General features: G+C 49.0%; 22 protein-coding genes. 11 read left to right on the forward strand and 11 right to left on the reverse strand.

The features are described from left to right. Window positions 1-135 precede the first annotated feature (135 nt). Together ACM9J1_RS10895 and ACM9J1_RS10900 are read left to right on the forward strand one after the other, a co-directional pair. Complete coding sequence (locus ACM9J1_RS10895) at window positions 136-600, forward strand: hypothetical protein (RefSeq protein ID WP_415582073.1); 465 nt, start codon at window positions 136-138, stop codon at window positions 598-600. 202 nt (window positions 601-802) lie between these two features. After that, window positions 803-6,538, forward strand: coding sequence for a GEVED domain-containing protein (locus ACM9J1_RS10900; RefSeq protein ID WP_415582074.1), 5,736 nt, complete (start codon window positions 803-805; stop codon window positions 6,536-6,538). Window positions 6,539-6,788: 250 nt separating this feature from the next. On the opposite strand, the gene ACM9J1_RS10905 is transcribed toward ACM9J1_RS10900, so the two are convergent. From ACM9J1_RS10905 to ACM9J1_RS10925, 5 genes are all read right to left on the reverse strand, one after another. Continuing rightward, on the reverse strand, window positions 6,789-6,998 hold the full coding sequence (locus ACM9J1_RS10905; protein ID WP_415582075.1) for a hypothetical protein: 210 nt from the start codon (window positions 6,996-6,998) through the stop codon (window positions 6,789-6,791). Between the two features lie 149 nt (window positions 6,999-7,147). Beyond that, the gene (locus tag ACM9J1_RS10910) at window positions 7,148-7,300 is read right to left on the reverse strand and encodes a hypothetical protein (RefSeq protein ID WP_415582076.1); all 153 of its coding nucleotides are present in this window, start codon (window positions 7,298-7,300) and stop codon (window positions 7,148-7,150) included. A gap of 129 nt (window positions 7,301-7,429) precedes the next feature. Continuing rightward, a complete protein-coding gene (locus ACM9J1_RS10915; RefSeq protein ID WP_415582077.1) occupies window positions 7,430-7,741 on the reverse strand; it encodes a rhodanese-like domain-containing protein in 312 nt (103 codons plus the stop codon). A 2-nt stretch (window positions 7,742-7,743) separates the two neighbouring features. After that, window positions 7,744-8,352, reverse strand: a complete 609-nt coding sequence (locus ACM9J1_RS10920; RefSeq protein ID WP_415582078.1) for a thioredoxin family protein — start codon at window positions 8,350-8,352, stop codon at window positions 7,744-7,746. Window positions 8,353-8,357: 5 nt separating this feature from the next. Continuing rightward, the gene (locus ACM9J1_RS10925) at window positions 8,358-8,864 is read right to left on the reverse strand and encodes a TlpA family protein disulfide reductase (RefSeq protein WP_415582079.1); all 507 of its coding nucleotides are present in this window, start codon (window positions 8,862-8,864) and stop codon (window positions 8,358-8,360) included. 130 nt (window positions 8,865-8,994) lie between these two features. Between ACM9J1_RS10925 and ACM9J1_RS10930 the strand changes: the two genes are divergently transcribed. The 4 genes from ACM9J1_RS10930 to ACM9J1_RS10945 all read left to right on the forward strand — a co-directional run bounded on the left by ACM9J1_RS10930 (window position 8,995) and on the right by ACM9J1_RS10945 (window position 11,206). Further along, on the forward strand, window positions 8,995-9,459 hold the full coding sequence (locus ACM9J1_RS10930; protein WP_415582080.1) for a MarR family winged helix-turn-helix transcriptional regulator: 465 nt from the start codon (window positions 8,995-8,997) through the stop codon (window positions 9,457-9,459). 33 nt (window positions 9,460-9,492) lie between these two features. After that, on the forward strand, window positions 9,493-10,059 hold the full coding sequence (locus tag ACM9J1_RS10935) for a YceI family protein (RefSeq protein WP_415582082.1): 567 nt from the start codon (window positions 9,493-9,495) through the stop codon (window positions 10,057-10,059). 63 nt (window positions 10,060-10,122) lie between these two features. After that, entirely contained in the window at window positions 10,123-10,695 is a 573-nt protein-coding gene (locus ACM9J1_RS10940) for an anthranilate synthase component II (protein ID WP_415582083.1), read from the forward strand. 157 nt (window positions 10,696-10,852) lie between these two features. Next, a complete protein-coding gene (locus ACM9J1_RS10945; protein ID WP_415582084.1) occupies window positions 10,853-11,206 on the forward strand; it encodes a hypothetical protein in 354 nt (117 codons plus the stop codon). A 28-nt stretch (window positions 11,207-11,234) separates the two neighbouring features. On the opposite strand, the gene ACM9J1_RS10950 is transcribed toward ACM9J1_RS10945, so the two are convergent. The 5 genes from ACM9J1_RS10950 to ACM9J1_RS10970 form a co-directional block, all read right to left on the reverse strand. After that, complete coding sequence (locus tag ACM9J1_RS10950) at window positions 11,235-12,410, reverse strand: C1 family peptidase (RefSeq protein WP_415582085.1); 1,176 nt, start codon at window positions 12,408-12,410, stop codon at window positions 11,235-11,237. Between the two features lie 66 nt (window positions 12,411-12,476). After that, window positions 12,477-13,241 carry a peroxide stress protein YaaA gene (yaaA, locus tag ACM9J1_RS10955; RefSeq protein ID WP_415582086.1) on the reverse strand — a complete coding sequence of 255 codons (765 nt, stop codon included), beginning with the start codon at window positions 13,239-13,241 and terminating at the stop codon, window positions 12,477-12,479. After that, complete coding sequence (locus ACM9J1_RS10960; RefSeq protein WP_415582087.1) at window positions 13,241-13,672, reverse strand: leucine-rich repeat domain-containing protein; 432 nt, start codon at window positions 13,670-13,672, stop codon at window positions 13,241-13,243. Before ACM9J1_RS10960 ends, yaaA begins: the two co-directional genes overlap by 1 nt. 30 nt (window positions 13,673-13,702) lie before the next feature. Next, window positions 13,703-14,737: an RluA family pseudouridine synthase gene (locus ACM9J1_RS10965; RefSeq protein ID WP_415582088.1), complete on the reverse strand. Its 1,035-nt coding sequence runs from the start codon at window positions 14,735-14,737 to the stop codon at window positions 13,703-13,705. Window positions 14,738-14,740: 3 nt separating this feature from the next. After that, window positions 14,741-15,370, reverse strand: coding sequence for a PASTA domain-containing protein (locus ACM9J1_RS10970; RefSeq protein WP_415582089.1), 630 nt, complete (start codon window positions 15,368-15,370; stop codon window positions 14,741-14,743). A 119-nt stretch (window positions 15,371-15,489) separates the two neighbouring features. Here ACM9J1_RS10970 and ACM9J1_RS10975 point away from each other — a divergent pair, with 119 nt between their 5' ends. From ACM9J1_RS10975 to ACM9J1_RS10985, 3 genes are read left to right on the forward strand one after another with little or no spacing between them, the layout of a single operon-like run. Next, window positions 15,490-16,473 (forward strand): D-alanine--D-alanine ligase, encoded by a 984-nt coding sequence (locus ACM9J1_RS10975; protein WP_415582090.1) that lies wholly within the window; start codon window positions 15,490-15,492, stop codon window positions 16,471-16,473. Continuing rightward, complete coding sequence (coaD, locus tag ACM9J1_RS10980; RefSeq protein ID WP_415582091.1) at window positions 16,461-16,919, forward strand: pantetheine-phosphate adenylyltransferase; 459 nt, start codon at window positions 16,461-16,463, stop codon at window positions 16,917-16,919. The genes ACM9J1_RS10975 and coaD overlap by 13 nt, the downstream gene beginning before the upstream one ends. Further along, on the forward strand, window positions 16,916-18,676 hold the full coding sequence (locus tag ACM9J1_RS10985) for a M14 family metallopeptidase (RefSeq protein WP_415582092.1): 1,761 nt from the start codon (window positions 16,916-16,918) through the stop codon (window positions 18,674-18,676). Before coaD ends, ACM9J1_RS10985 begins: the two co-directional genes overlap by 4 nt. Here ACM9J1_RS10985 and ACM9J1_RS10990 read toward each other — a convergent pair. Then, entirely contained in the window at window positions 18,673-19,275 is a 603-nt protein-coding gene (locus ACM9J1_RS10990) for an NUDIX hydrolase (protein WP_415582093.1), read from the reverse strand. The two genes, ACM9J1_RS10985 and ACM9J1_RS10990, sit on opposite strands and share 4 nt — an antisense overlap. A gap of 7 nt (window positions 19,276-19,282) precedes the next feature. Here ACM9J1_RS10990 and pyrE point away from each other — a divergent pair, with 7 nt between their 5' ends. Together pyrE and ACM9J1_RS11000 are read left to right on the forward strand one after the other, a co-directional pair. Continuing rightward, the gene (gene pyrE / locus ACM9J1_RS10995; protein WP_415582094.1) at window positions 19,283-19,936 is read left to right on the forward strand and encodes an orotate phosphoribosyltransferase; all 654 of its coding nucleotides are present in this window, start codon (window positions 19,283-19,285) and stop codon (window positions 19,934-19,936) included. Window positions 19,937-19,981: 45 nt separating this feature from the next. After that, window positions 19,982-20,374: an SRPBCC family protein gene (locus ACM9J1_RS11000; protein WP_415582095.1), complete on the forward strand. Its 393-nt coding sequence runs from the start codon at window positions 19,982-19,984 to the stop codon at window positions 20,372-20,374. Window positions 20,375-21,078: the final 704 nt, after the last annotated feature.

Consider the following 21,078-nt stretch of genomic DNA (forward strand, 5'->3'; position numbering starts at 1 on the left):
AACAAATGGTTGGTTTTGTTTGTGTGAAAAGAGGGAATTTTTTCCCTCTTTTTTTTCCGGTATAGGTAGGGTTTTTAAGGCTTATCCTGTTTTATTAATGAACGGACTTACTAATTCTAATTGATTGTAATTGTTATGAAAAAACTCATTTTTTACCCGATGATCGCGTGCCTTTTTCTGTTGAATACGGCCTCGATGTGTAGCTCAGATGATAATTCTTCGTCGTCTGACGATGTTAACGCAGTAACCAACACGGTGTCTTCCGGAACTTGGCGTGTAACGCTTTTTGACGAAGACGGAAACAACCAAACCAGCAATTTCAACGGCTACGCATTCACTTTCGGCGCGTCTAACGTGCTTACGGCCGTAAATGGCAGCACCACTGTAACGGGTTATTGGTCTGTTACGAGCGACGACAGCAGCGATGACGACAACCCCAGCGGCGACATCGATTTCAACATCTTGTTTGCTTCGCCGGCAAACTTCGCCGAACTGAGCGAAGACTGGCACATTTTAGAACGGACAGCTACCAAGTTGCGTCTGGAACACGTGAGCGGCGGCGATGGCAGCATCGATTTGCTGACGTTCGAGAAAAATTAACCCAACTTGCTATGAAAAAGAGACCAGCCTTCGGGCTGGTTTTTTTTATCTCTTAACTTTCAGATAACGTTTTTGTAGCACTTGTTCGATAGGTGCCGCCGTTGGTCGATGGAAACCTCATTTTCATCGGATTTATGCCTTAGCATGGAAATCGATGAAATAATATCCATTAACTTGAACTCTCCAATTTAAATTTTGATGTATGAAAAGAAGTTACACTTCTCCCGGTGACCGTGGGTTTACGGCCGCCTGGAACACCCGACCCGAAAATCCAACCGGCTCCCTGCAGTCGTTTTCGGTGGGTTGGCGCGCCCGATGTTTGGGCGTACTTTTAATGTTAATTTCCATCCTGGCAGGACAGGATTTAACAGCTCAAGTATCAGGTTATAGCTTTGCGCAAACAAACGGTACTTTCGCGGCTCCAACCACGGGGCTGATTGGCACTTCGGGCGCAGCTTCCACTTCTCCCTCGAGTATTTTTACTACAGGCTGGGATGATTCTTCCGCCACGTACACCTTGCCATTTACCTTCAATTTTGACGGTACCAACTACACTACCGTGACCGTTTCAAGTAACGGATTCATGGTTTTTGGGTCGGCATTGTCAGGAAACGGAAGTGGCGCTGCTTATGCCGGCACGTCGAACGCCAATGGTGTTTACATCAGCGGTACGGTCACCAATGCCGGTGTGGCCGCCTGGAACATGGACGCACAGATCAGGACCGGATCGACTTTTACGGCGAACAGGACCAGTGGATCAAATGTATTGACATCGGTTTCCTCAACGGCAGGACTTAAAGTCGGGATGCGGATTGACGGCACCGGAATCACCTCGGGCGCCATCATCACCGCCATTGGTACGGGTACGGTAACCTTGAGCATCAACTCCAGTTCTACCGGCTCATCGGCTACCTACACGCCACGCACCGGAACCTACGCTGCCGTTCTCGGTTCATCGCCGAACCGTCAGTTCGTGATGACTTTTGTTGGTTCTCGTCGTTTCGGTGGTACCGATAACGTTGACTACCAGTACATCCTGAACGAAGGCACCAATACGGTGCAGGTTGTATATGGCAGTGTTGTCGCTTCGACAACATCTAATACGGCACAAGTTGGTTTGCGTGGCACGGCCAACACCAACTTCAACAGCAGAACGACGACCACCGATTGGACTGCAACAACACTTGGCGCTGCCAATACGGACAGCTGTACATTCGTATCTACAGTAACTTTACCCGCCAGCGGACTGACCTTTACCTGGACGCCTCCGGTATTGCCACCTTGTACAACACCGTCTGCGCTCGCATCAGCGGCAGTTTTCAGCTCGGTTACCACAACTTCACTTTCAGGAAGCTTTACTGCTGCTTCGCCGGCACCGAGCAAATACCTGGTGGTGAGAAGCACGAGCGCCACGCCGCCAACTCCGGTTAACGGCACTTCGTATGCTATCGGCGACACGACGCTGGGCACGGGAACGAACGTCAGGCTTTCGGCCAACAGTACGTCGTTCACAGATACTGGCCTTACGGCGGGAACGCTCTACTACTATCATATTTTCTCCTACAACGATGCTTGTAGCGGTGCTCCTTTTTATAGCACATCGGCTTACACGTCAAGCCAAGCTACGGTTTGTGCCACCGGAACTGCCGTGACTGTTTCGAATCTCACATTTGACAAAGGAACCATCTCTTGGACCGGCGCAGGAAACTACGTTGTTGAGTATGGCGCAACAGGCTTCACACCTGGAACCGGAGCTACAGCTGGCGCAGGCGGAACCATTGCTTCGGCCTCTACCACTTCTCCATTCACCATTACTGGACTGTCGGCTTCAACAGCGTATCAAGTATATGTCCGTCAAATCTGTCCGTTGGGTGGCTATAGCGCAAACTCAAGCGTATTGGCTTTTACGACGCTTTGCGCACCTGTAACTTCTTTCCCTAGTGCGCAAAACTTCGCTAGCTATCCGCCAACGTGCTGGACGGAAGGCAACAACGGCACACTCAGCGCCGGCCCTGTGACAGTATCGACTACAGCCGGAGACGCCTGGGTAGCCGATGGCCCTTTAAATGTTGGAACGACTGGCGCCGTAAGAATTAACCTTGACGCCACCGGTGATAACGATTGGATGATTACACCGTATTACACGATTCCCGCGGGCATGCGCATGACTTATACCGCCTCTGCACACCAGTGGACTTCAACCGGACCGCCGACAACCCCTTGGGAAGCCGATGATTTCGTAGAAGTCCTTTACTCTACAGATTTCCTTAACTGGACGGTACTCAGGACATACAACAATACCAACGTGCCCTCGCATTTGGGCCAAACCGAAAGCATTGACCTGTCTTCACTCAGCGGACAAACTGTTCACTTTGCGTTCCGTGGCGTAGAAGGTGGCTCTGACGGAGGCGCCGATATCGAGTTCATTGTGGACAACTTTACGATTGAAGCGCTTCCATTGGTAGCACCCGATTGTGCGACAGGCTTAACACCTGCCGATACAGCGACCAACATCGTAAGAAACACGACGCTTACTTGGTCTGCCGCTACGGGTTCACCATCAAGCTATGACGTTTATTTGGGCACCTCATCTACGCCATCGTTTGTTGCGAATGTCAATACAACAAGCTACACGCCAGCTGCCTTAGCGGCGAATACCCTGTACTATTGGCAGGTTGTTCCTAAAAACAACAATGGCGACGCGACAGGTTGTGTAATTCAATCTTTCACGACGAACTCTAATTTCAATTATTGTGCACCAACCTACAGCAACGGTCCTGGCACGACAGATCAAATCACCAATGTGACTTTGGGTGCACTGTCTAACGCTTCTGGCGCGTCATCATCTCCATATTACACTTTCTACAATGCGGTTACGGTTCCAACGATTTACAGGAGCAACACCGCGACGGTTTCTGTAACTATGGGCTCGCACAGCAACCAATTCTCTGCTGCTTGGATTGACTTCAACCAAAACGGTACGTTTGAAAGTTCAGAGGCCGTAATCGGTGGAAATGCTGGATCTAACGGCACAGCCAACCTTGTATTCAACGTTCCGGCCACTGCGGAATTGGGTAATACCCGTCTTCGTGTTCGTGGCGGAGACGATTCCGCACTTACTGCCACACAGGCTTGTGGTGCGTCGAACAGTACTTGGGGTGAAACCGAAGACTATATCGTCAACATCGCGCCGCCGCCGGCACCAACCATTACCAGCCTGGGTAGCGCATCTGGCTGCGAAGGCACATCGATTACCATTAACGGTACAGATTTGAATGGCGCTACGGCAAGCGGTGTTACCATTGGTGGTACGCCGGTCGCCTCGATCACTTCGAACAACGGATCTGTCTTGGTAGCCGTTATTGGCGCGGGCACATCGGGTGTCGTTTCCGTAACCACACCAGGCGGAACAGCAACCAGCAGTTCTTCTTTCACTGTTGACTTGCGCCCGATAATCACTGCGCAACCATTGGCCCCGGCAGCCGTTTGTGCAACAGCGGGCATTGCTTCTATCAGCGTTTCTGCGACTGGTGCTACGACGTACCAGTGGAGAAGAAACGGATCGAACCTTTCGAACACTGCGCCATTTAGCGGTGCAGATACAGCAACGCTGACCATTACAAACCCTGCTGAAGCCGATGCAGGTTCTTATGATGTCGTCATCGGCAACGCAGCAGGTTGTACGGTAACATCAAACGCGGTGTCCGTAACGGTTAATCCTGCTCCGCCAACAGCAAATAGCATCAGCATCTGCGCTGGCGGATCGGGCGCTTTGACTGCGTCGGGCACTTGTACCGGATTTGTCAATTCGGGCACAACCCTTTCAGGTGCTTGGGCATCGGGTACAGACGCAGTGGCTTTGCGTCCTACCACTTCTATCGCGGATACAGCCACTTGTTCATTTGATGCAGCCATCACCCGGAACTATGTAAAAACCAATTTCCAGGTAAGCATTACAGGTAGCTACACCTTTGAGATGAACAATAGCGCTTCATTTGACGGCATGGGTTATATTGTGTCGGGAGCCTTTGTTCCGGGCAACTGCTTGGGCGGCGGCACCTGGATTAAGGGCGACGACGACAGCGGCACTGCAGGAGACGAACCTTTACTGACTGCCACATTAACTGCCGGAGTGACCTATACTTTGGTTTCGACTACATATGGCGCTTCATCGGGCACTTATTCGGGAAGTTTCGGCTGGACCGTTACACCTCCGAGCGGTGGCCAGATTATGCTTCCGGGCACTGTTCCAGTGAGCTGGTATACTACTGCTTCGGGCGGGTCGCCAATTGCCACCACGAACTCGTTTGACCCTGTGGGTGTTTCTGGATCTGGAATTACCGATACCAATACGCCGGGTGTTACTACGTTCTATGCGGCTTGTGGCTCGAACGAATCATGTCGTACTGCCGCAACCTTTACCATCGTTGCAAACACGACCTATTACCAGGATGCTGACGGTGATACGTACGGAAATCCTGCCGTAACGCAATTGAGCTGTACAGGCGCACCTGTAGGTTATGTTGCCGACAATACCGACTGTGACGACAATGACATAACCAAGCACGCCACATTCGCGTTCTACGCAGATGCCGACAACGATGGCTTTGGCGCCGGTGCACCACAAACATTGTGTGCTGTAAATGCTTCAACGCCTCCGTCTGGTTACTCGGTGAACAACACCGATTGTGATGACACGAAAAACACCGTATATCCAGGCGCAACCGAAATCGGCTACAACCTCATCGATGACGATTGCGATGGTTTGACCGACGAAGGCTTCCCGCCAAAAACGACAGTTATCCAAGGTGGCTTCTGCAACCAGACCTTGGCCAGTATCGATACGCAAATCGTGGCGAACATCGTTTCAGGCGCACAAGGCTATCGCTGGAGGGTAACTACGATGAGCGGTCCAAACAACGGTCAAATCCAGACGCTGGACACCGCACTGCGTGTAATGAAACTCACTCAGCTGACCAATTATGCATTCAATACGCAATACAAAATTGAATTGTCCGTATTGTTTGCCGGTTTCTGGCAACCGTTCACCACATCGACTTGTACCGTGAGCACGCCGGCAGCATCAACATTGTTGACATCATGTGGCGGAACCCTGACTAACTTGTCCGATGCGGTGTATGCGAACCTGGTTCCTTACGCAGCGGGCTATAGTTTCAAAATTACCGATCCGGTCAACCCTATTAACACACAAACGCTTGAGCGTTCGGTTCGTGATTTCAAGATGACCATGATCACCAATTTTGTGGTCCAGTACGGCAAAACGTACAATGTAGAAGTGGCGGTGAAAAACACCGATGGAACCTACATGAGTTTCGGAAGTGCGTGTCCATTGACTACGCCTTTGTTCCCGACTACTTCTTTACAGGATGCACAGTGTGATGACTACGCCGTTCCAAACAGCAGTACGCTCATGTACGCCTTCTCATACCCTGGCGCGATTGGTTATGCGTTTCAGCTGACTGGTCCGGGCTTGCCGCCTGCTGGCGTAGAAGTCGTGAAAAACGTGCGTACCTTCTCGTTGAGCGATTTCGCATCCGCCGGATTGATCCCGGGTGCAACGTACAACGTAAAAGTGCGTTTGATCTTCAACTTGTCTGATCCGGCCGGACCTTACGGAAAAACTTGTACGATTGTCACGCCGGGCGCTTCCCGTATCGTGGCGAACAAGGCAGTGTTCAACGCCGTGGCCTTCCCGAATCCTTTCGCCGAGAACTTTAACATCGATGTGACCACGTCGCTCGATGCCGAAGTGAACGTGAAAGTATATGACATGACCGGCAGGCTGTTGGGCAACACTACTGTAAAACCAACCGATGTTTCTTCTCTGCAAATTGGAGAAAATTATCCGTCAGGTGTGTACAACGTGATTGTTACCCAAGGTGACAATGCCAAGACCTTGCGAGTGATTAAACGCTAATTACTTCGGCAATAAAAGGAAAGCCTCTTCAAATGAAGAGGCTTTTTTTATGGCACGTGCTCGTCGCCGATGCCGGATTCTACGCCCGGAACGGTATCTACTGTCGGCGGCACAGTTTCGGGAGTTGCCGTATTGTCGATTGGGGTTTATGCCGGTACGGTATCGATGCTGTCGTTGGCAGGCTTGTCTTTACATGATGTGAATGACAGCAGCATCAGCGAAGCAATCACAACCATCTCATGAATCTTTTTCATACGTTTGGTTTTTGGTTAGAAGTGTCTGGATGCAAGGGTTCATTTGTCTCCTGCTTTTCATCGGCGTGGCGAAATCCTGAAACCGTCTCCACGAAATCATCGGGGCTGCTTTTGGCGTGCCCCTGATCATTGATGTTGTAGCGGTCGATTAGGGCTTTTCGGCCTTCGTGTGTCGTAACTTTCTCTGGTTGAATTGGCTTTTCCATCGCGCTGTATTGTATTTGGTTATAAAAAAAAAAGAGGCATTCGTATTAAAAGCCTCTTTTGTCAAAAAAATCACGAAGTGAGCACAAAAATTCAAAACACCCATTTTCGGATGCGATACATCCATCAGTACTGGCAACCCTAGCCGATTCTACGACATGTCATCGTGGAACCGGAGGTATTCGATATACGTCATCGTTGCTTCGAAGTCAGCATACGAAATATCCGAAGATCCATCGTTGATGGCTACCGGCCGATTTCCGGTTTCAAAATCATCTGTCTGGACGGACAAAATCTCATTCATGGTGGAGGCTTTTGTCAAAGTTCCGCAATTTAACGGGCGGCGGTTTACAGCATTCCACGTTTCCCTTACAGTATTCCCATAAAAAAAGCCGCTCCTTCTGAAACGGCTTTGTTTTATTTGAGTCCTGATCTACGGCTGCGCGACATCACCGTGCCATTGCGAAAAACCGCCGTTAAGATTAAAGGTTTTCATAATGCCCAGATTGTTCATGATGTCGCATGCCTGCGCGCTTCTGCCGCCCGCTTTACAATACACGTAATAACTTTTGTCTTTATCCAAGTCCTGCAAGGCTTCCAAGAAATCCGGGCCAGTATAGAAATCGATCATCACTGCGCCAGGTACGATGCCTTGCGACCATTCTTCGGGGGTGCGGACGTCGAGGATTACCGCATTGTCGTCGTGGGCCAATTGCGCTGCCCATTGCTCTTGATTCAGGTTCATGATTAAGCTTTTATGCTACAGCCGATGGCTTTGGTTTCCTTGGTTTCGATGTCTTTCCCGTTTTGCAATGCCTCAATAGCCTGCTCAACGTATCTCTGTTTCACCGCCGATTCGTCTTCGTAATTGTCGTCTATCGCACCGATGTATTTTACGATATTGCCCTGATCGGTTCTCTGCAACAAATATACGTGAGGCGTTTTGGTAGCGCCGTATTGCGGATAGATCTTTTGCCCATCGTCAAACAAATACGGAAACGTAAATCCCTTTTCCTTGGCGCGTTGTTGCATGAGTTCGAAACTGTCGTCCGGCGCTTTTGACGGATTGTTAGGATTGATGGCGATCACGGGATAACCTTGCGGCTTGAACTTTTTATCAAGTGCGATGATGCGGTCTTCATACGCCTTGGCGAAAGGGCAATGGTTGCAGGTGAAGATGACGATGAATCCTTTGGCGGAATTGAAATCCTTGAGCGAGACCAACTTTCCATCAATGTTCTTCAGGCTGAAATCGGTAGCCACGTCGCCCACTTTATAACCGCGCGCGCCCGGAACAGCGAATGCGCAAACCAGTACAAAAGCCACCAACAGGGCAGCATACTTTAATTTTACCATAATGTTCATTTTAAAAAATGTTTGACTTCTTGTTCTAATTCTTCATACGTGAAACTTCGCTCATAGAACTTCCGATCGGCTGCCGTAAAAATCAACGTTGCGGGCAATGCGCCGGACCATTGTGCATTTACCTTCGGAATCCATGCATTGGCATCCGGCTCGTGTAAATGGATGACTTCTTGTCGGATGTTCTTCCGGATCAAAAAAGGCAGCAAAGACGATTCTACTTGTTTGTTCATGTCCAGGCTTACCAGCAGGACTTTTACTTTTTGCGACTTGTATTCGGTCCCGATGCGGTCAAAATAGGGCAACTCCTTAACGCATGGCGCGCACCACGTGGCCCAGAAATTCACGACATAAACCGTATCAGATTTCGCCTGAAGCCGCTTTTCGAGCTGTGAGAAATTGTAGGTATAAACGGTACGTCCGGCATGGCTGCGCGCGAATGGTTTGGCTTCCTGCGCGAACGCCGAAAGACACACGAATACCGACAAAAACAAGTACTTCACCATGATTTTTATTCGACCCTTAAAGGTAAGTAATCGTTACGGGTTGATTTTCTTTTAACAAAAAAATAACAGCGCTGTGGCGATTTGGAAGAAATTTATCATACATTTGTACCTACAAATTTTGTAAATACAGATGACAATCGAGGAAATCATAAAAGCGACGTCGCCCCTGCCACTGCCCCGCCGGACAGTCCTCAACATTATGTACACGCAAAATGCAATGTCCGAAAAATTCCACGAAATCCTGAAACCGTATGATTTGTCGGGCGAACAATACAACGTGTTGCGGATCTTACGCGGGCAAAAAGGCAACCCCGCCAACATGTCGACGCTTCAGGAGCGCATGGTTGCCAAGAGCAGCAACACGACCAGATTGATTGATAAATTGCTCTTAAAGGAACTCGTCACCCGGGAAGTTTGCCCGGCGAACCGACGCAAAATGGAAATCCTGATCACGGCAAAAGGACTGGGTTTATTGGCCGAACTCGATCCACAGGTTGATGCCCACGAAAACCGCTACGGCAAAAACCTCAGCGACGACGAACTGATACAACTCAACACCTTACTTGAAAAATTCCGAACGTATTCATCCAAATAACTAAATTTTAAACACGCTTAAATCCACTTACAAATGAAAAATCTGAAAACAATCGCACTCACACTGTTCACGCTCGCTACCGTTGCCGTTACAGCGCAAACCAAAAAAGTTGACGTCACCAAAAGCACCATCAAATGGGTTGGTAAAAAAGTAACAGGCCAGCACGACGGTACCGTAAAATTGCAAGACGGCGCGTTGGTGTTCAAAGCCGGGAAACTCACTGGCGGCAGTTTCACCGTTGACATGAATTCCATCGAAGTGACCGACCTACAAGCCGGAAAAGGCAAAGAGAAACTCGAAGGCCACTTGAAGCACGAAGATTTCTTCGGTGTGGACAAATACCCTACGGCTACCTTGGTGTTCAAGACCATCGCCGCCAAAAAGAACAATGTTTATACGGTTACTGCAGACTTGACCATTAAAGGGAAAACCAACCCAGTTACTTTTGACATGACCGTGAATGGCAACGCCGCCACGACAGACTTCAAGATCAACAGGGCAAAATACGACGTAAAATACGGCTCAGGCAGTTTCTTTGAAAACCTGGGCGACAAAACCATCTACGACGACTTCGACGTCAGCGTAAACTTGGTTTGGTAACTAAACCAAAAATATCATAGAACCCGGGGCTTTCTCCGGGTTTTGTTTTTTTATCTTCGCACCATGAATGTCCTGGTGATAGACAATTACGATAGTTTTACGTACAACATCGTACACTATCTGGAAGACTTGGGCGCCGAGGTCACGGTCCTCCGAAACGATGCGTTTGACTGGGACGATGTCGATGGATTCCATAAAATCCTGCTCTCGCCCGGACCGGGCATTCCAGATGAAGCCGGAAACCTCAAACCGCTCATTGCCCGATACGCCGCCACCAAAAGCATCCTGGGCATTTGTCTGGGGCAGCAAGCCATTGCCGAAGTCTTCGGTGGCGCATTGACCAATCTCGACAAAGTTTACCACGGCGTGGCCACGACAATCAATATCTTCGGTGACGACGTGCTTTTTAACGGCTTGCCTTCAAAAATCACCGTCGGGCGTTACCATTCCTGGGCGGTCAACCGAAACCTTCCTGAGGCTTTAAAGGCGACTTCGTCCGACGAAAACGGTGAAATCATGTCGCTCCAACACCGCGAATTTGATGTGCGTGCGGTGCAGTTCCATCCGGAAAGCGTACTGACACCGGACGGAAAGAAAATCTTGGAGAACTGGTTGAGTAGCAAAACTTCGTCTTGAGAAAACGCAGCCCAACACATCTCAAGCCATTGGTATCCAACATTTTGAAATAAAAAAGATAACATTAAAATAATGTAACCAATACGCTTGACGCATTAATTTTTTGTTATATTTGATTCCCTACGCATCACATCCGTCAAACCAATTTTTGGAAATCATGGGATTTTTCAGCAACAAAACCAAGATGCTTATCGAGCAGTTCAAGAAAAAAAACGAGTACTACTCAAATGGCCTGAAGAAAGACATTGACGAACAATTGGACGAACTCCGTTCGGAATACGAAGCGAATGAGTCTGTGGTGCCGGAATTCAACGATTTCGTGGCAAGCATCAAATCCCAATTGGGCGATGCCGAAAGCACCAAACTCGAGGAATTCGCCGCCCGGTTCGCCAAGGTAAGCCAAACGGCGCGCAACGGCGTAGATGCCATGTGGGAACTGTCGCACAACCAACGCAAACTCATCTCAGAGAGTCATATGGATTACGAAGAATTCGAATACTTATACAAATAAAAAATCCCGTCGGTTGACGGGATTTTTTTTAGCTTTTCAGTTTCTTGGCGATGCCTTTTGGAACGCCGTCCTTGTGGAGCAATATTCCGGTGGACTTCAACTGCACAAACGTTTTGGTTACGTACAGATAGCCTTTGAAATCATTGGTTTCGCCCCAGGAATTCTTCACTTTATAGTATTCTTTCCCGGTTTGGTCTTTTGCGATGCCGACAATCTGCATGGCGTGGTCATCGGTGGTTTTCTGGGAATAAATGCCTTCCAAACGCATGTCTTCAGTGATTTTCTTTTCTACGACCGGTCCGTCGAACAACGTCTTCTTTTGCTCGGGCGTGATGTTGTCCAGGTCAAGATCGGGCACTTCTGCCACACCATTCCGCCAGCTGAAATACGGTTCAGATACATCAGAAGACCATGCAATCGTGTAACCTTTGGCCAATGCATTGTCGATGATTTCGGTAAGTTCGGTCATCGGGACATTGTATACTTTTTCGTAGCTCCAGTTGTCGGCGAATGGCAACAGGACTTTTTCGTAATACGGATTGTCCTTGAAAGACGAAAATTCGACATAATCGTCCGGGTTGATGCCCACGACTTCCTTGGAGAACGTCACCGGCGTATAATTTTTACCCGCGTAAGCGAAGGTTTCCGGCAACTTGCCGAGTTTCTCATCCAGATAGCGGTTGATTTCCTCTTGCCATGAAATGCCTCTTTTCGGGTCGTCGCTCTTGAGGTATTTGTCCAGGATTTCCTTAAAACCTTTCTGGAATTCGTCAGACTTTACCGTACCCTTGCCGTAATCCTCGCCAGTGTAAGCCACTTTTGGCATCGCACCAAATCTCTTGTAGATGTTGATGGCGTCGTGCGTTTCGCCGCCATCGCCCAAGCCCATGTTGCCGTTGAGCAAAATATAGTTGCGTGCCTTGGACTGATACACCATTCTCGCCGTGTAAACCGGCGCCAATTCTACGGGTTGCTTGCCCATACGCATCATTTCGGACTCGATGAACGAGTTGCCCGAATAGCTCCAGCACGTACCGGCCGAACCTTGGTTTTTGACCGATGTGTCTTCGAGGTCAATCATGTCGGTAAACATGAATTTTGCGTTGCTCGACGCATTGTTGATGACTTTTTTGATCAGGTCATCCTGCGAAAATCCTTGCAGTGAACATAAAATGGCTAACAGCGCCAGACTTCTTTTAATCATATTTTCAATTTTTAAACGGATAAATGTAGCGTATTACAGCCGATATCCGATGGGTTTAACAAATGATTACCGCGTAAAGACCAGCGTGTTGCCCTTGGAGAGATTGGCATCAAACCGATAACCTTCGTAATGGAAACCTTTCAGGTCATCGATGGTCTCGGCGCCGGTGTCAATGATGTAACGCACCATCATGCCGCGCGCCTTCTTGGCGAAAAACGATATCATCTTGAGCTTTCCGTCCTTGAAATCCTTGAATTCCGGTGTAATGACTGGCACTTTCAACGCCTTGGCATCCACCGCCGAAAAATATTCATTGCTGGCCAAATTCACGAACAACTCGCCTTTGCTTAGTTCCTTGTTGAGCGCTTTCGTTACACTCTCTTTCCAGAAGGCATAAAGATTTTTGGCCTCGCCCACAGGGAAGTCGGTACCCATTTCCAGGCGATACGGCTGGATCACATCAAGCGGTTTGAGCAATCCGTACAAACCGGACAGAATGCGGAGTTTGTTCTGCAACACGTCAATCATTTCAGCAGGAATCGAATAAGCGTCCAACCCGAGATAGACATCGCCTTTGAATGCGTAAACGGCCTGTCTGGTATTTTCTCCCGGAACTTTCGCGCCGAAACCTTTGGCCTGGTTGCGTTTCCAGTTTAAGTCGGCGAGCGCCGGAGAAATGTCCATGAGCGCCGCCAATTCTACAGGTTTCTTCTTTTTAAGTGCCGCGTGTATTTTTTTTGCCGACGTCAAAAATAACGGCACCGTAAATTCCTGCACCGGAACCGCGGTTTCGTAATCGAGCGTCTTGGCCGGAGAAATAACGATTTTCATCAGTCAATCATCAATTTGGTGTTCGGCATTTCTTTTTGAATACGTGCTTTCAAGTCTTTTTTATATTGATCTGGAAACGCATTGCTGAAAAGGATCAACTCTTTCAATTGTGTAAGTTGGAACACCGATTCGGGCAATTGCGTGAATTCGTTTCCGGCCAGACTGAGCGACTTCAGATTCTTGAGTTTCGCGAACGAAGCCGGCAGTTCGGTAAAGCCGTAGTCGGTCAGGAATAATTCTTCAAGATTGCTATAATCACCTATGTTGTCTGGGATTTTGGTGATTTCCTCATCTGCGAGATAGGAGTTCATCTTGATCGATGTCACCTTTGACGGATCTTTTTGTGCATCGGTAAAAGTGGTGCATTTTACACACTGGCCAATGCCTAACAACGGGAGCAAAAGCAACACGGCGACACAGAAATTTTTCATAATTAATGGTTTTAGGATTGGGCAATCTATTTACGATTCTTCCTCTTCGAACAAATCTTTTGATTTGGAATACTGCCGCCATTTCTCAATGCATTGCTGCATATCGGTTGGCAAGTCGCTGTCAAAACGCATGAACGCGCCCGTCACCGGATGTTCAAAACCCAATGTCTTGGCGTGCAACGCTTGGCGCGGCAACACTTTGAAGCAATTTTCGACAAACTGTTTGTACTTGGTGAACGTCGTGCCTTTCAGGATTTCGTGGCCGCCGTAACGTTCGTCATTAAAAAGCGTGTGCCCAATGTATTTCATATGCACGCGGATCTGGTGTGTCCTTCCGGTTTCCAACTTACACGACACCAATGTCACGTAGCCGAAGCGTTCCAATACTTTGTAATGCGTCACGGCCGGCTTCCCGATTTCAGGATCGGTGAATACAGCCATTTGCATCCGGTCTTTGACATGGCGCGCGATGTTGCCTTCAATCGTGCCTTCGTCTTCCTTGACATTGCCCCAAACCAAGGCCACGTATTCGCGTTCTGAGGTCTTGAATTCAAACTGTCGGGCCAAATGTGCCAGTGCGTGTTCGGTCTTGGCGATGACCATCAGCCCGGATGTGTCTTTATCGATGCGGTGCACCAATCCCGGACGGTCGCTGCTGTTCATGGGCAAATCCTTGAAATGGAAAGCGAGTGCGTTTACGAGCGTGCCGGTGTAATTCCCGTGGCCCGGATGCACGACCAATCCCGCCGGTTTGTTGATGACCAAGAGTGCGTCGTCTTCGTAGACAATATCCAGCGGAATGTCTTCCGGATCTACCCGATTCTCGAACGGCGGATGCGCCAGCAAAATCCTGATGGTATCGTTGGGCTTGACCTTGTAGTTGGATTTAACCGGAATGTCGTTTACGTAGATGTCGCCGTTGTCGGCCGCGTTCTGGATTTTGTTGCGCGTGGCATTCGGGATGAGCGCCGTCAGGAATTTATCGATGCGCAACAACGCCTGCCCTTTCGGGACGGTGAATTTGAAATGCTCGAATAAATCGTCGTCAAGTTCCTGATACTCCATCGGCTATTCGGTGTCTTCATCGGCCGGAACCACAGGCACGGGCGTTTCGTTGGCGAGACTGTCTATTTCACTGTCGTCGAAACCTACTTTGCCATCGCCCAGAACAAGATCGATCTTTGAGGATTTCATGACTTTATCGCCCGGTTTCAGGACTTTTCCGCCCTGTTTCATCTTCAACACCATGTCTTTGCCCAAGTACGGCACGTATTCCTTCGTCCCGATTTCAAGCCCGACGGCTTTGAGTGTTGGTTCGGCCTGACGCAATGTTTTTTCGATGAGATCGGGCACTTTTACCGAGGCAAAACCAGAAGCATTCAACTTCAGGTAAATCTTGCGGTCTTTCTTCACTTTTGAACCAGCCACCGGATCTTGTTCGACCACGCTATATTTCGGGAAATCCTTGCGATAATCCACGGTATCGAGGATGACATAATCCAGATCCAGATCGTCCAGCTTTTCCTCGGCCTGCTCTTCATTGAGCCGCGCCAGGTTCGGCACCGTGATTTCCTCGCCGTGATTGGTCGTGAAATCAAGCCAGTACATGAAGCCAAGGATGATGGCCACCACGATGCAAAGCGCATAAAAAAGTTGCAGGAAAAATGTTTTGGTCTTGATGAATTCGCGGAAAGTCATGGGCGTTTGTTGAGTTTGCACAAAGATATAAAACTTTGAACCTTGAACTTCAAACTTCAAACCCGAAACTTTCTCTTCGAATAAAAAACCTACATTTGTCCTAACGAACACTAAGCATTATGAAAGTAGCCGTAGCCATGGGCGGTTATTCCGACGAATCCGTCATTTCGCTCCGCAGCGGGCAGCTCATCCTTAAGAATCTCGACCCTAAACACCAAGGTTTTGAAGTCCATATTTTGCCCGATGGCTGGCACGTGCTGGTCGATGGGCAGCAAATCCCGTTGAACCGTGCCGATTTTTCCTTTGAATACAACGGCCAGAAAACAACCTTCGATGTCGTGTTGAACACCATCCACGGCACACCGGGCGAAGACGGACATATGCAGGCGTATTGGGAATTGCTCGAAATCCCTTACGGCGGTTGTAACTTTTACCAATCGGCTTTGACCTTCAACAAACGCGACACCTTGTCTGTATTGTCGAAATTCAACATTCCGCGGGCCAAGTCTGTGTACGTGTCGAAAGGCGATGACGTGTCGGGCGAGGCCATCGCGGGCGAACTCGGGCTGCCATTTTTTGTCAAGCCGAACCAATCCGGAAGCAGCCTGGGCGTAACGAAAGTGAATGATTTGGCCGATTTTCAGAAAGCGCTCGATTTTGCATTTGCCGAGGACGACGACATCCTGATCGAGTCCTTTTTAAAAGGCACCGAGATTTCCGTGGGTGTCATCCACTACAAAGGACAGACGAAAGTCATGGGCATTACGGAGATTGTCCCACACAACGACTTCTTTGATTACGAAGCGAAATACTTGGGCAAGTCCGACGAAATCACACCGGCGAGATTGTCTGCCGAAGTGGAAGCGCGCGTCATTGAAACGGCTTCCAAAGTATATGAAGCGCTCGGGATGACCGGTTTCTCACGGACCGATTTCATCGTTATGGACGGCGTACCACATTTCATCGAGATGAACACCAACCCTGGGTTGTCACCACAAAGCATATTCCCACAACAGGCCGCGCATGCCGGAATGCCTTTTTCAGATTTGCTCGACAACGAGATTGAATTGGCCTTAAAACGCAAAGTACTATGGAAAAGATAGCCGTCTTCCCGGGTTCGTTCGATCCGGTTACCCTTGGGCATGTGGACATCATCAAACGCAGCGTGCCACTTTTCGACAAAATTGTCGTGGCCATTGGCGTGAATGCTCAAAAGAGTTACATGTTTTCCTTGGACGAACGAAAAAAATTCATCGAGGAAAGCCTCAAGGATTACCCGAGCGTTTCGGTGATTACCTACGAAGGCCTGACCGTGGATTTGTGCCGGAAACTCGGGGCGAAATTCATCCTGCGCGGACTGCGCAACCCGGCCGATTTCGAGTTCGAGAAAGCCATCGCGCACACCAACCGGAAACTCTCCAAGATCGAGACGGTTTTCCTGCTCACGGCCTCGAATACCTCGTACATCAGTTCCAGCATCGTACGCGATGTCATCCGCAATGGCGGCGATTACACGTTGCTGGTGCCCGAAGCCGTCCGCGTAAAATGACCATGCGGGTTATTTTCTTCCTATTGGCCGGATTTTCAGCCATCGCCCAAAACGATTTCAACACCGTTTACGAAAGCGGCAACGGCAACCAGACCGCAACCTACGCCGAAACCATCGCGTTTTACAGGAAACTTGACGCTGCTTTTGAAACCATCGAGATGCGCGAAATCGGGTTTGACGACTCGGGCGAACCATTGCATCTGGTGACTTTCAATCCGGATAAAGTGTTCGACTTCGGGAAAATCCATCAAACCAAAGCCGTCATCCTGATCAACAACGGCATCCATCCGGGCGAGCCGGACGGCATCGATGCCACGATGATGCTCCTGCGTGATTATGCGACAGGCAAGAAAAAAGCGCCCAAAAATGTTGTGCTGGCGGTGATTCCAATCTACAACATCGGCGGTGCGCTGAACCGGAATTCCCACTCGCGCGCCAACCAAGACGGCCCGGAATCGTATGGTTTCCGCGGCAATGCGCGCAATTACGACCTCAACCGCGACTTCATCAAATCGGACACGAAAAACACCAAAGGCTTCGTGGACATCTTCCGATTGACAAACCCCGAAATCTTCATCGACAACCACGTGAGCAACGGCGCAGACTACCAGTATGTGCTCACCTATATCATGACGATGCACCACAAACTCGGGCCGGTGTTGGGCAAATATCTCAACCAAGACATGATGCCCGCGCTCGTGCAAGACCTCAAAGGGAAAAAAATCGAGTCAACACCTTACGTCAACGCCTGGAGCGACACGCCCGACAAAGGTTTTGCGCAGTTTTTTGAAAGCCCGCGTTTTGCCACGGGCTATACCAGTTTGTTCAACACGATTGGGTTTGTCGTGGAAACGCACATGCTCAAGAAATATCCGGCAAGGGTGAAAGCCACGTATGAATTCATGGTTTCGGCGATTGAATTTACAGATTTGAATGTCAAGCCGATACAGGAATCAAGAGCAAAGAACCACGAAAGCTACCAACCCGGAAACGCCTACCCGATTAAATGGGAAATCGATTCGGCCCAAGTGGAAAAACTGCGCTTCAACGGTTACGAAGGCGCGATGATGAAAAGCGATGTCACCAACGGCCAGCGCTTGTATTACGACCGCAAGAAACCGTTTGAGAAGGACATTCCGTATTACAAAGCATACAAAGCGACAAAGGAAGTTACGATCCCGAAAGCCTACATCGTACCCAAAGCATTTTGGGATGTGATCGACCTGCTGAAGGCCAACGGCATGGCTTTTCGCGAATTGGCGCGAGACACAGTCATAGAAGTGGAAAGCTACAAAATCGCCGACTACAAAACGACGCCCAATGCGTACGAAGGCCACTATCTGCACCGCAATACATCGGTCACTAAAACCGTTGAAAAAGTAACGTTCACCAAAGGCGATTTGCTTTTCCCGACCAACCAGCCCGGCGTAAAATATTTGTTGGAAACTCTAGAGCCGGAAGCCGTAGATTCCTTCTTCAACTGGAATTTCTTCGATACGGTGCTGCAACAAAAAGAACATTATTCCGATTATGTGTTTGAGGACACAGCCGCGAAACTGTTGGCCGACAACCCTGACCTAAAAAAAGCATTCGAGGCAGCATTGGCCGAATCTAAGTTGCGGGAAAACGAAGGCGATTTGATCAATACGAAATCACTGCACAACAGCCCGGAAGCGCAACTGGATTGGGTCTACAAACACTCGCCTTACTACGAAAAAGCGCATTTGCAGTACCGGATTTACAGGATTCTAGATTAGCCGTTGGCCGTTTCGGCCTTGAAGAGCAATTTGATGTTCTGGTAGGAATTCTGGAGCGCTTCGGTGATTTCCTCGGGTTTGAGCCAAGCCACTTTTTCGATGCCTTCCTCAAGCTGCGGTTGGAATTCGCCGGAGAAACTTGACTTCATTTCATACCAGTGCGTCACCTTGAGCTTGTATTTGCCGTTGCGCTTGAATACGTGATAGGTTTTCGTGAGTTTCCCGGTCACGGTGAGTTTCCCGACACCGGTTTCTTCTTCCACTTCGCGCATGGCTGCGTCTTTCCGCTTCTCGCCTTTTTCGATACCGCCTTTTGGCAAATCCCATTTCCCGTTGCGGAAGATGAACAGCACTTCGCCGTTCTTGTTGTACACCAGCCCGCCCGCGGCTTTGTTCACTGGCATCTTGGACTTGAGCTTGCGCATGATTTCCTTCTCGTCCGGATGGTATAAATACGCCTTCTTGACCTTGTTGTTGAACATCTTGACCACAAGCCTGCTGATGTCTATGCTGTCCAGCAAAAACAACTGGAAATCGGTTTCCTTTTGTATCTTATTTGTCAGGAATAGCGGCTTATCGTTTACAAAAACTTTATACATTTGCAGTATGATTTTCAACAAAGACACAGCCGAGAAAACAGCCGAGTTGCTTCTGCAAATAAATGCAATTAAATTGAATCCGAAAAATCCTTTTACATGGGCTTCGGGTTGGAAATCGCCGATTTATTGCGACAACCGAATGACGCTGTCTTTTCCGCCCATCCGCAACTATATCAGAGAGGAATTCGAGAAAGTCATCGAGAAGCAATTCGGGAAGCCGGACGTGATTGCCGGCGTGGCCACGGGCGCCATAGGCATCGGGATTCTCGTGGCCGAAATCATGGGGTTGCCGTTTGTGTATGTGCGGCCCGAACCTAAAAAACACGGACGCCAGAACCAAGTGGAAGGTTTTCTTCAGAAAGGGCAGAACGTGGTGGTCGTAGAAGATTTGATTTCGACCGGCAAGAGCAGCATCATGGCCGTGGAAGCGCTCCGCGAAGCCGGCGCCAACGTCAAAGGCATGGTAGCCATTTTCACCTATGGTTTTGCCGTGGCCGATGAAAATTTCAAGAATGCCCACATCGACCTCTTCACGCTGAGCAACTACGAGCACTTGCTGTCATTGGCCGTAGCCAAGAAATACATCACCGAAGAAGAACAAAACACCCTGCTGGAGTGGAATAAAAACCCTTCCGAATGGGGAATCGCAATTGACAATTAAAATCCAAAATGATTTATCTACTCCAGATATATAAATCTAGCCACTATGAACTTAGCAAGCCCAAAAGCCACCGTACAAAAACCCGCACAATATATTTTTGACCAACTTACCGACGTCAAGAACTTCGAGAAACTGATGCCCGAGAGCATCGCCAAGTTCGAGGTCACCGATGCCGATTCTTTTATTTTCGGGCTTAAAGGCATGCCCGAAATCAAACTTCGCCTCAAAGACAAAACCGCACCCAACCGCGTATTGCTGGGCGCTGCCAGCGACAAAATTCCGTTCTCGCTGGAAGCCAAGATAGACGAAACATCGGCCGAGAGTTCAGACGTACAACTATTTTTTGAAGGCGAGTTCAACGCCATGATGGCCATGATGGTGAAAGGCCCGATCTCCAAGTTTTTGGAGACGCTGGCCTCCAACATGAACAAGTTGTAGGAGCTGTTTCCGGCTGTCCGCTGTATCTTTTGCTCCGTTGCACTACGCAAAAGGATGCCGCTGCCATCCGGGCTAAGGGTTTTGTCGAAGCCGCGACATCCGGCTTTTTTTTTGGACTTTGGCCAAACCGAGGCATTTTTTCTTTTAGAAAAAGAAACAAAATATTGCCTACCGGCGGTTTACTTTTGGCTTGACCCAAAAGTAACAAAAGGTCAAGGCTGATTTTAATTTCCTTGACTTTCGCGGTTTCGTTGCGCATCACGCCAGCTGAGCCGCTCGTCGCGCACTCCTCGACTCCTGCACCTGGCTTTTCGCACTAATCTTAAGCATTTTTCTTCGGGCGCAACTTCAACCGGAAAATCTACGCAAATTAAAATAGGCCAAAGAACCAAACCGAAACTATTTTGGAAACAACGGTAATTTCCCTAACCGAAAGTCAATCATGGAAACGTCTTGATTTCGGGCGCTGCGGCAGCGAGCAGAAAATATAAACCCATTCCGCTTAGTCGCGGCTTGCATGAAATTGGCGTGAAGAAAAAATCGGTATCAAAGCGCGTGCTTTCAAAAGAAATTCTGTTTGAGCCGTAGGCGAGTTAATTTCTTTTCGCGCTCGATTCGATTTTTTTAGCCAATTTCATGGCCGCATCGGTCTTTTGCTACTTTGCGACCAGGCAAAGTAGGCCTCCGCGGCAGCGGGAAACACA

This window comes from Flavobacterium longum, from assembly GCF_965137575.1.
Classification (GTDB): Bacteria; Bacteroidota; Bacteroidia; order Flavobacteriales; family Flavobacteriaceae; genus Flavobacterium; species Flavobacterium longum.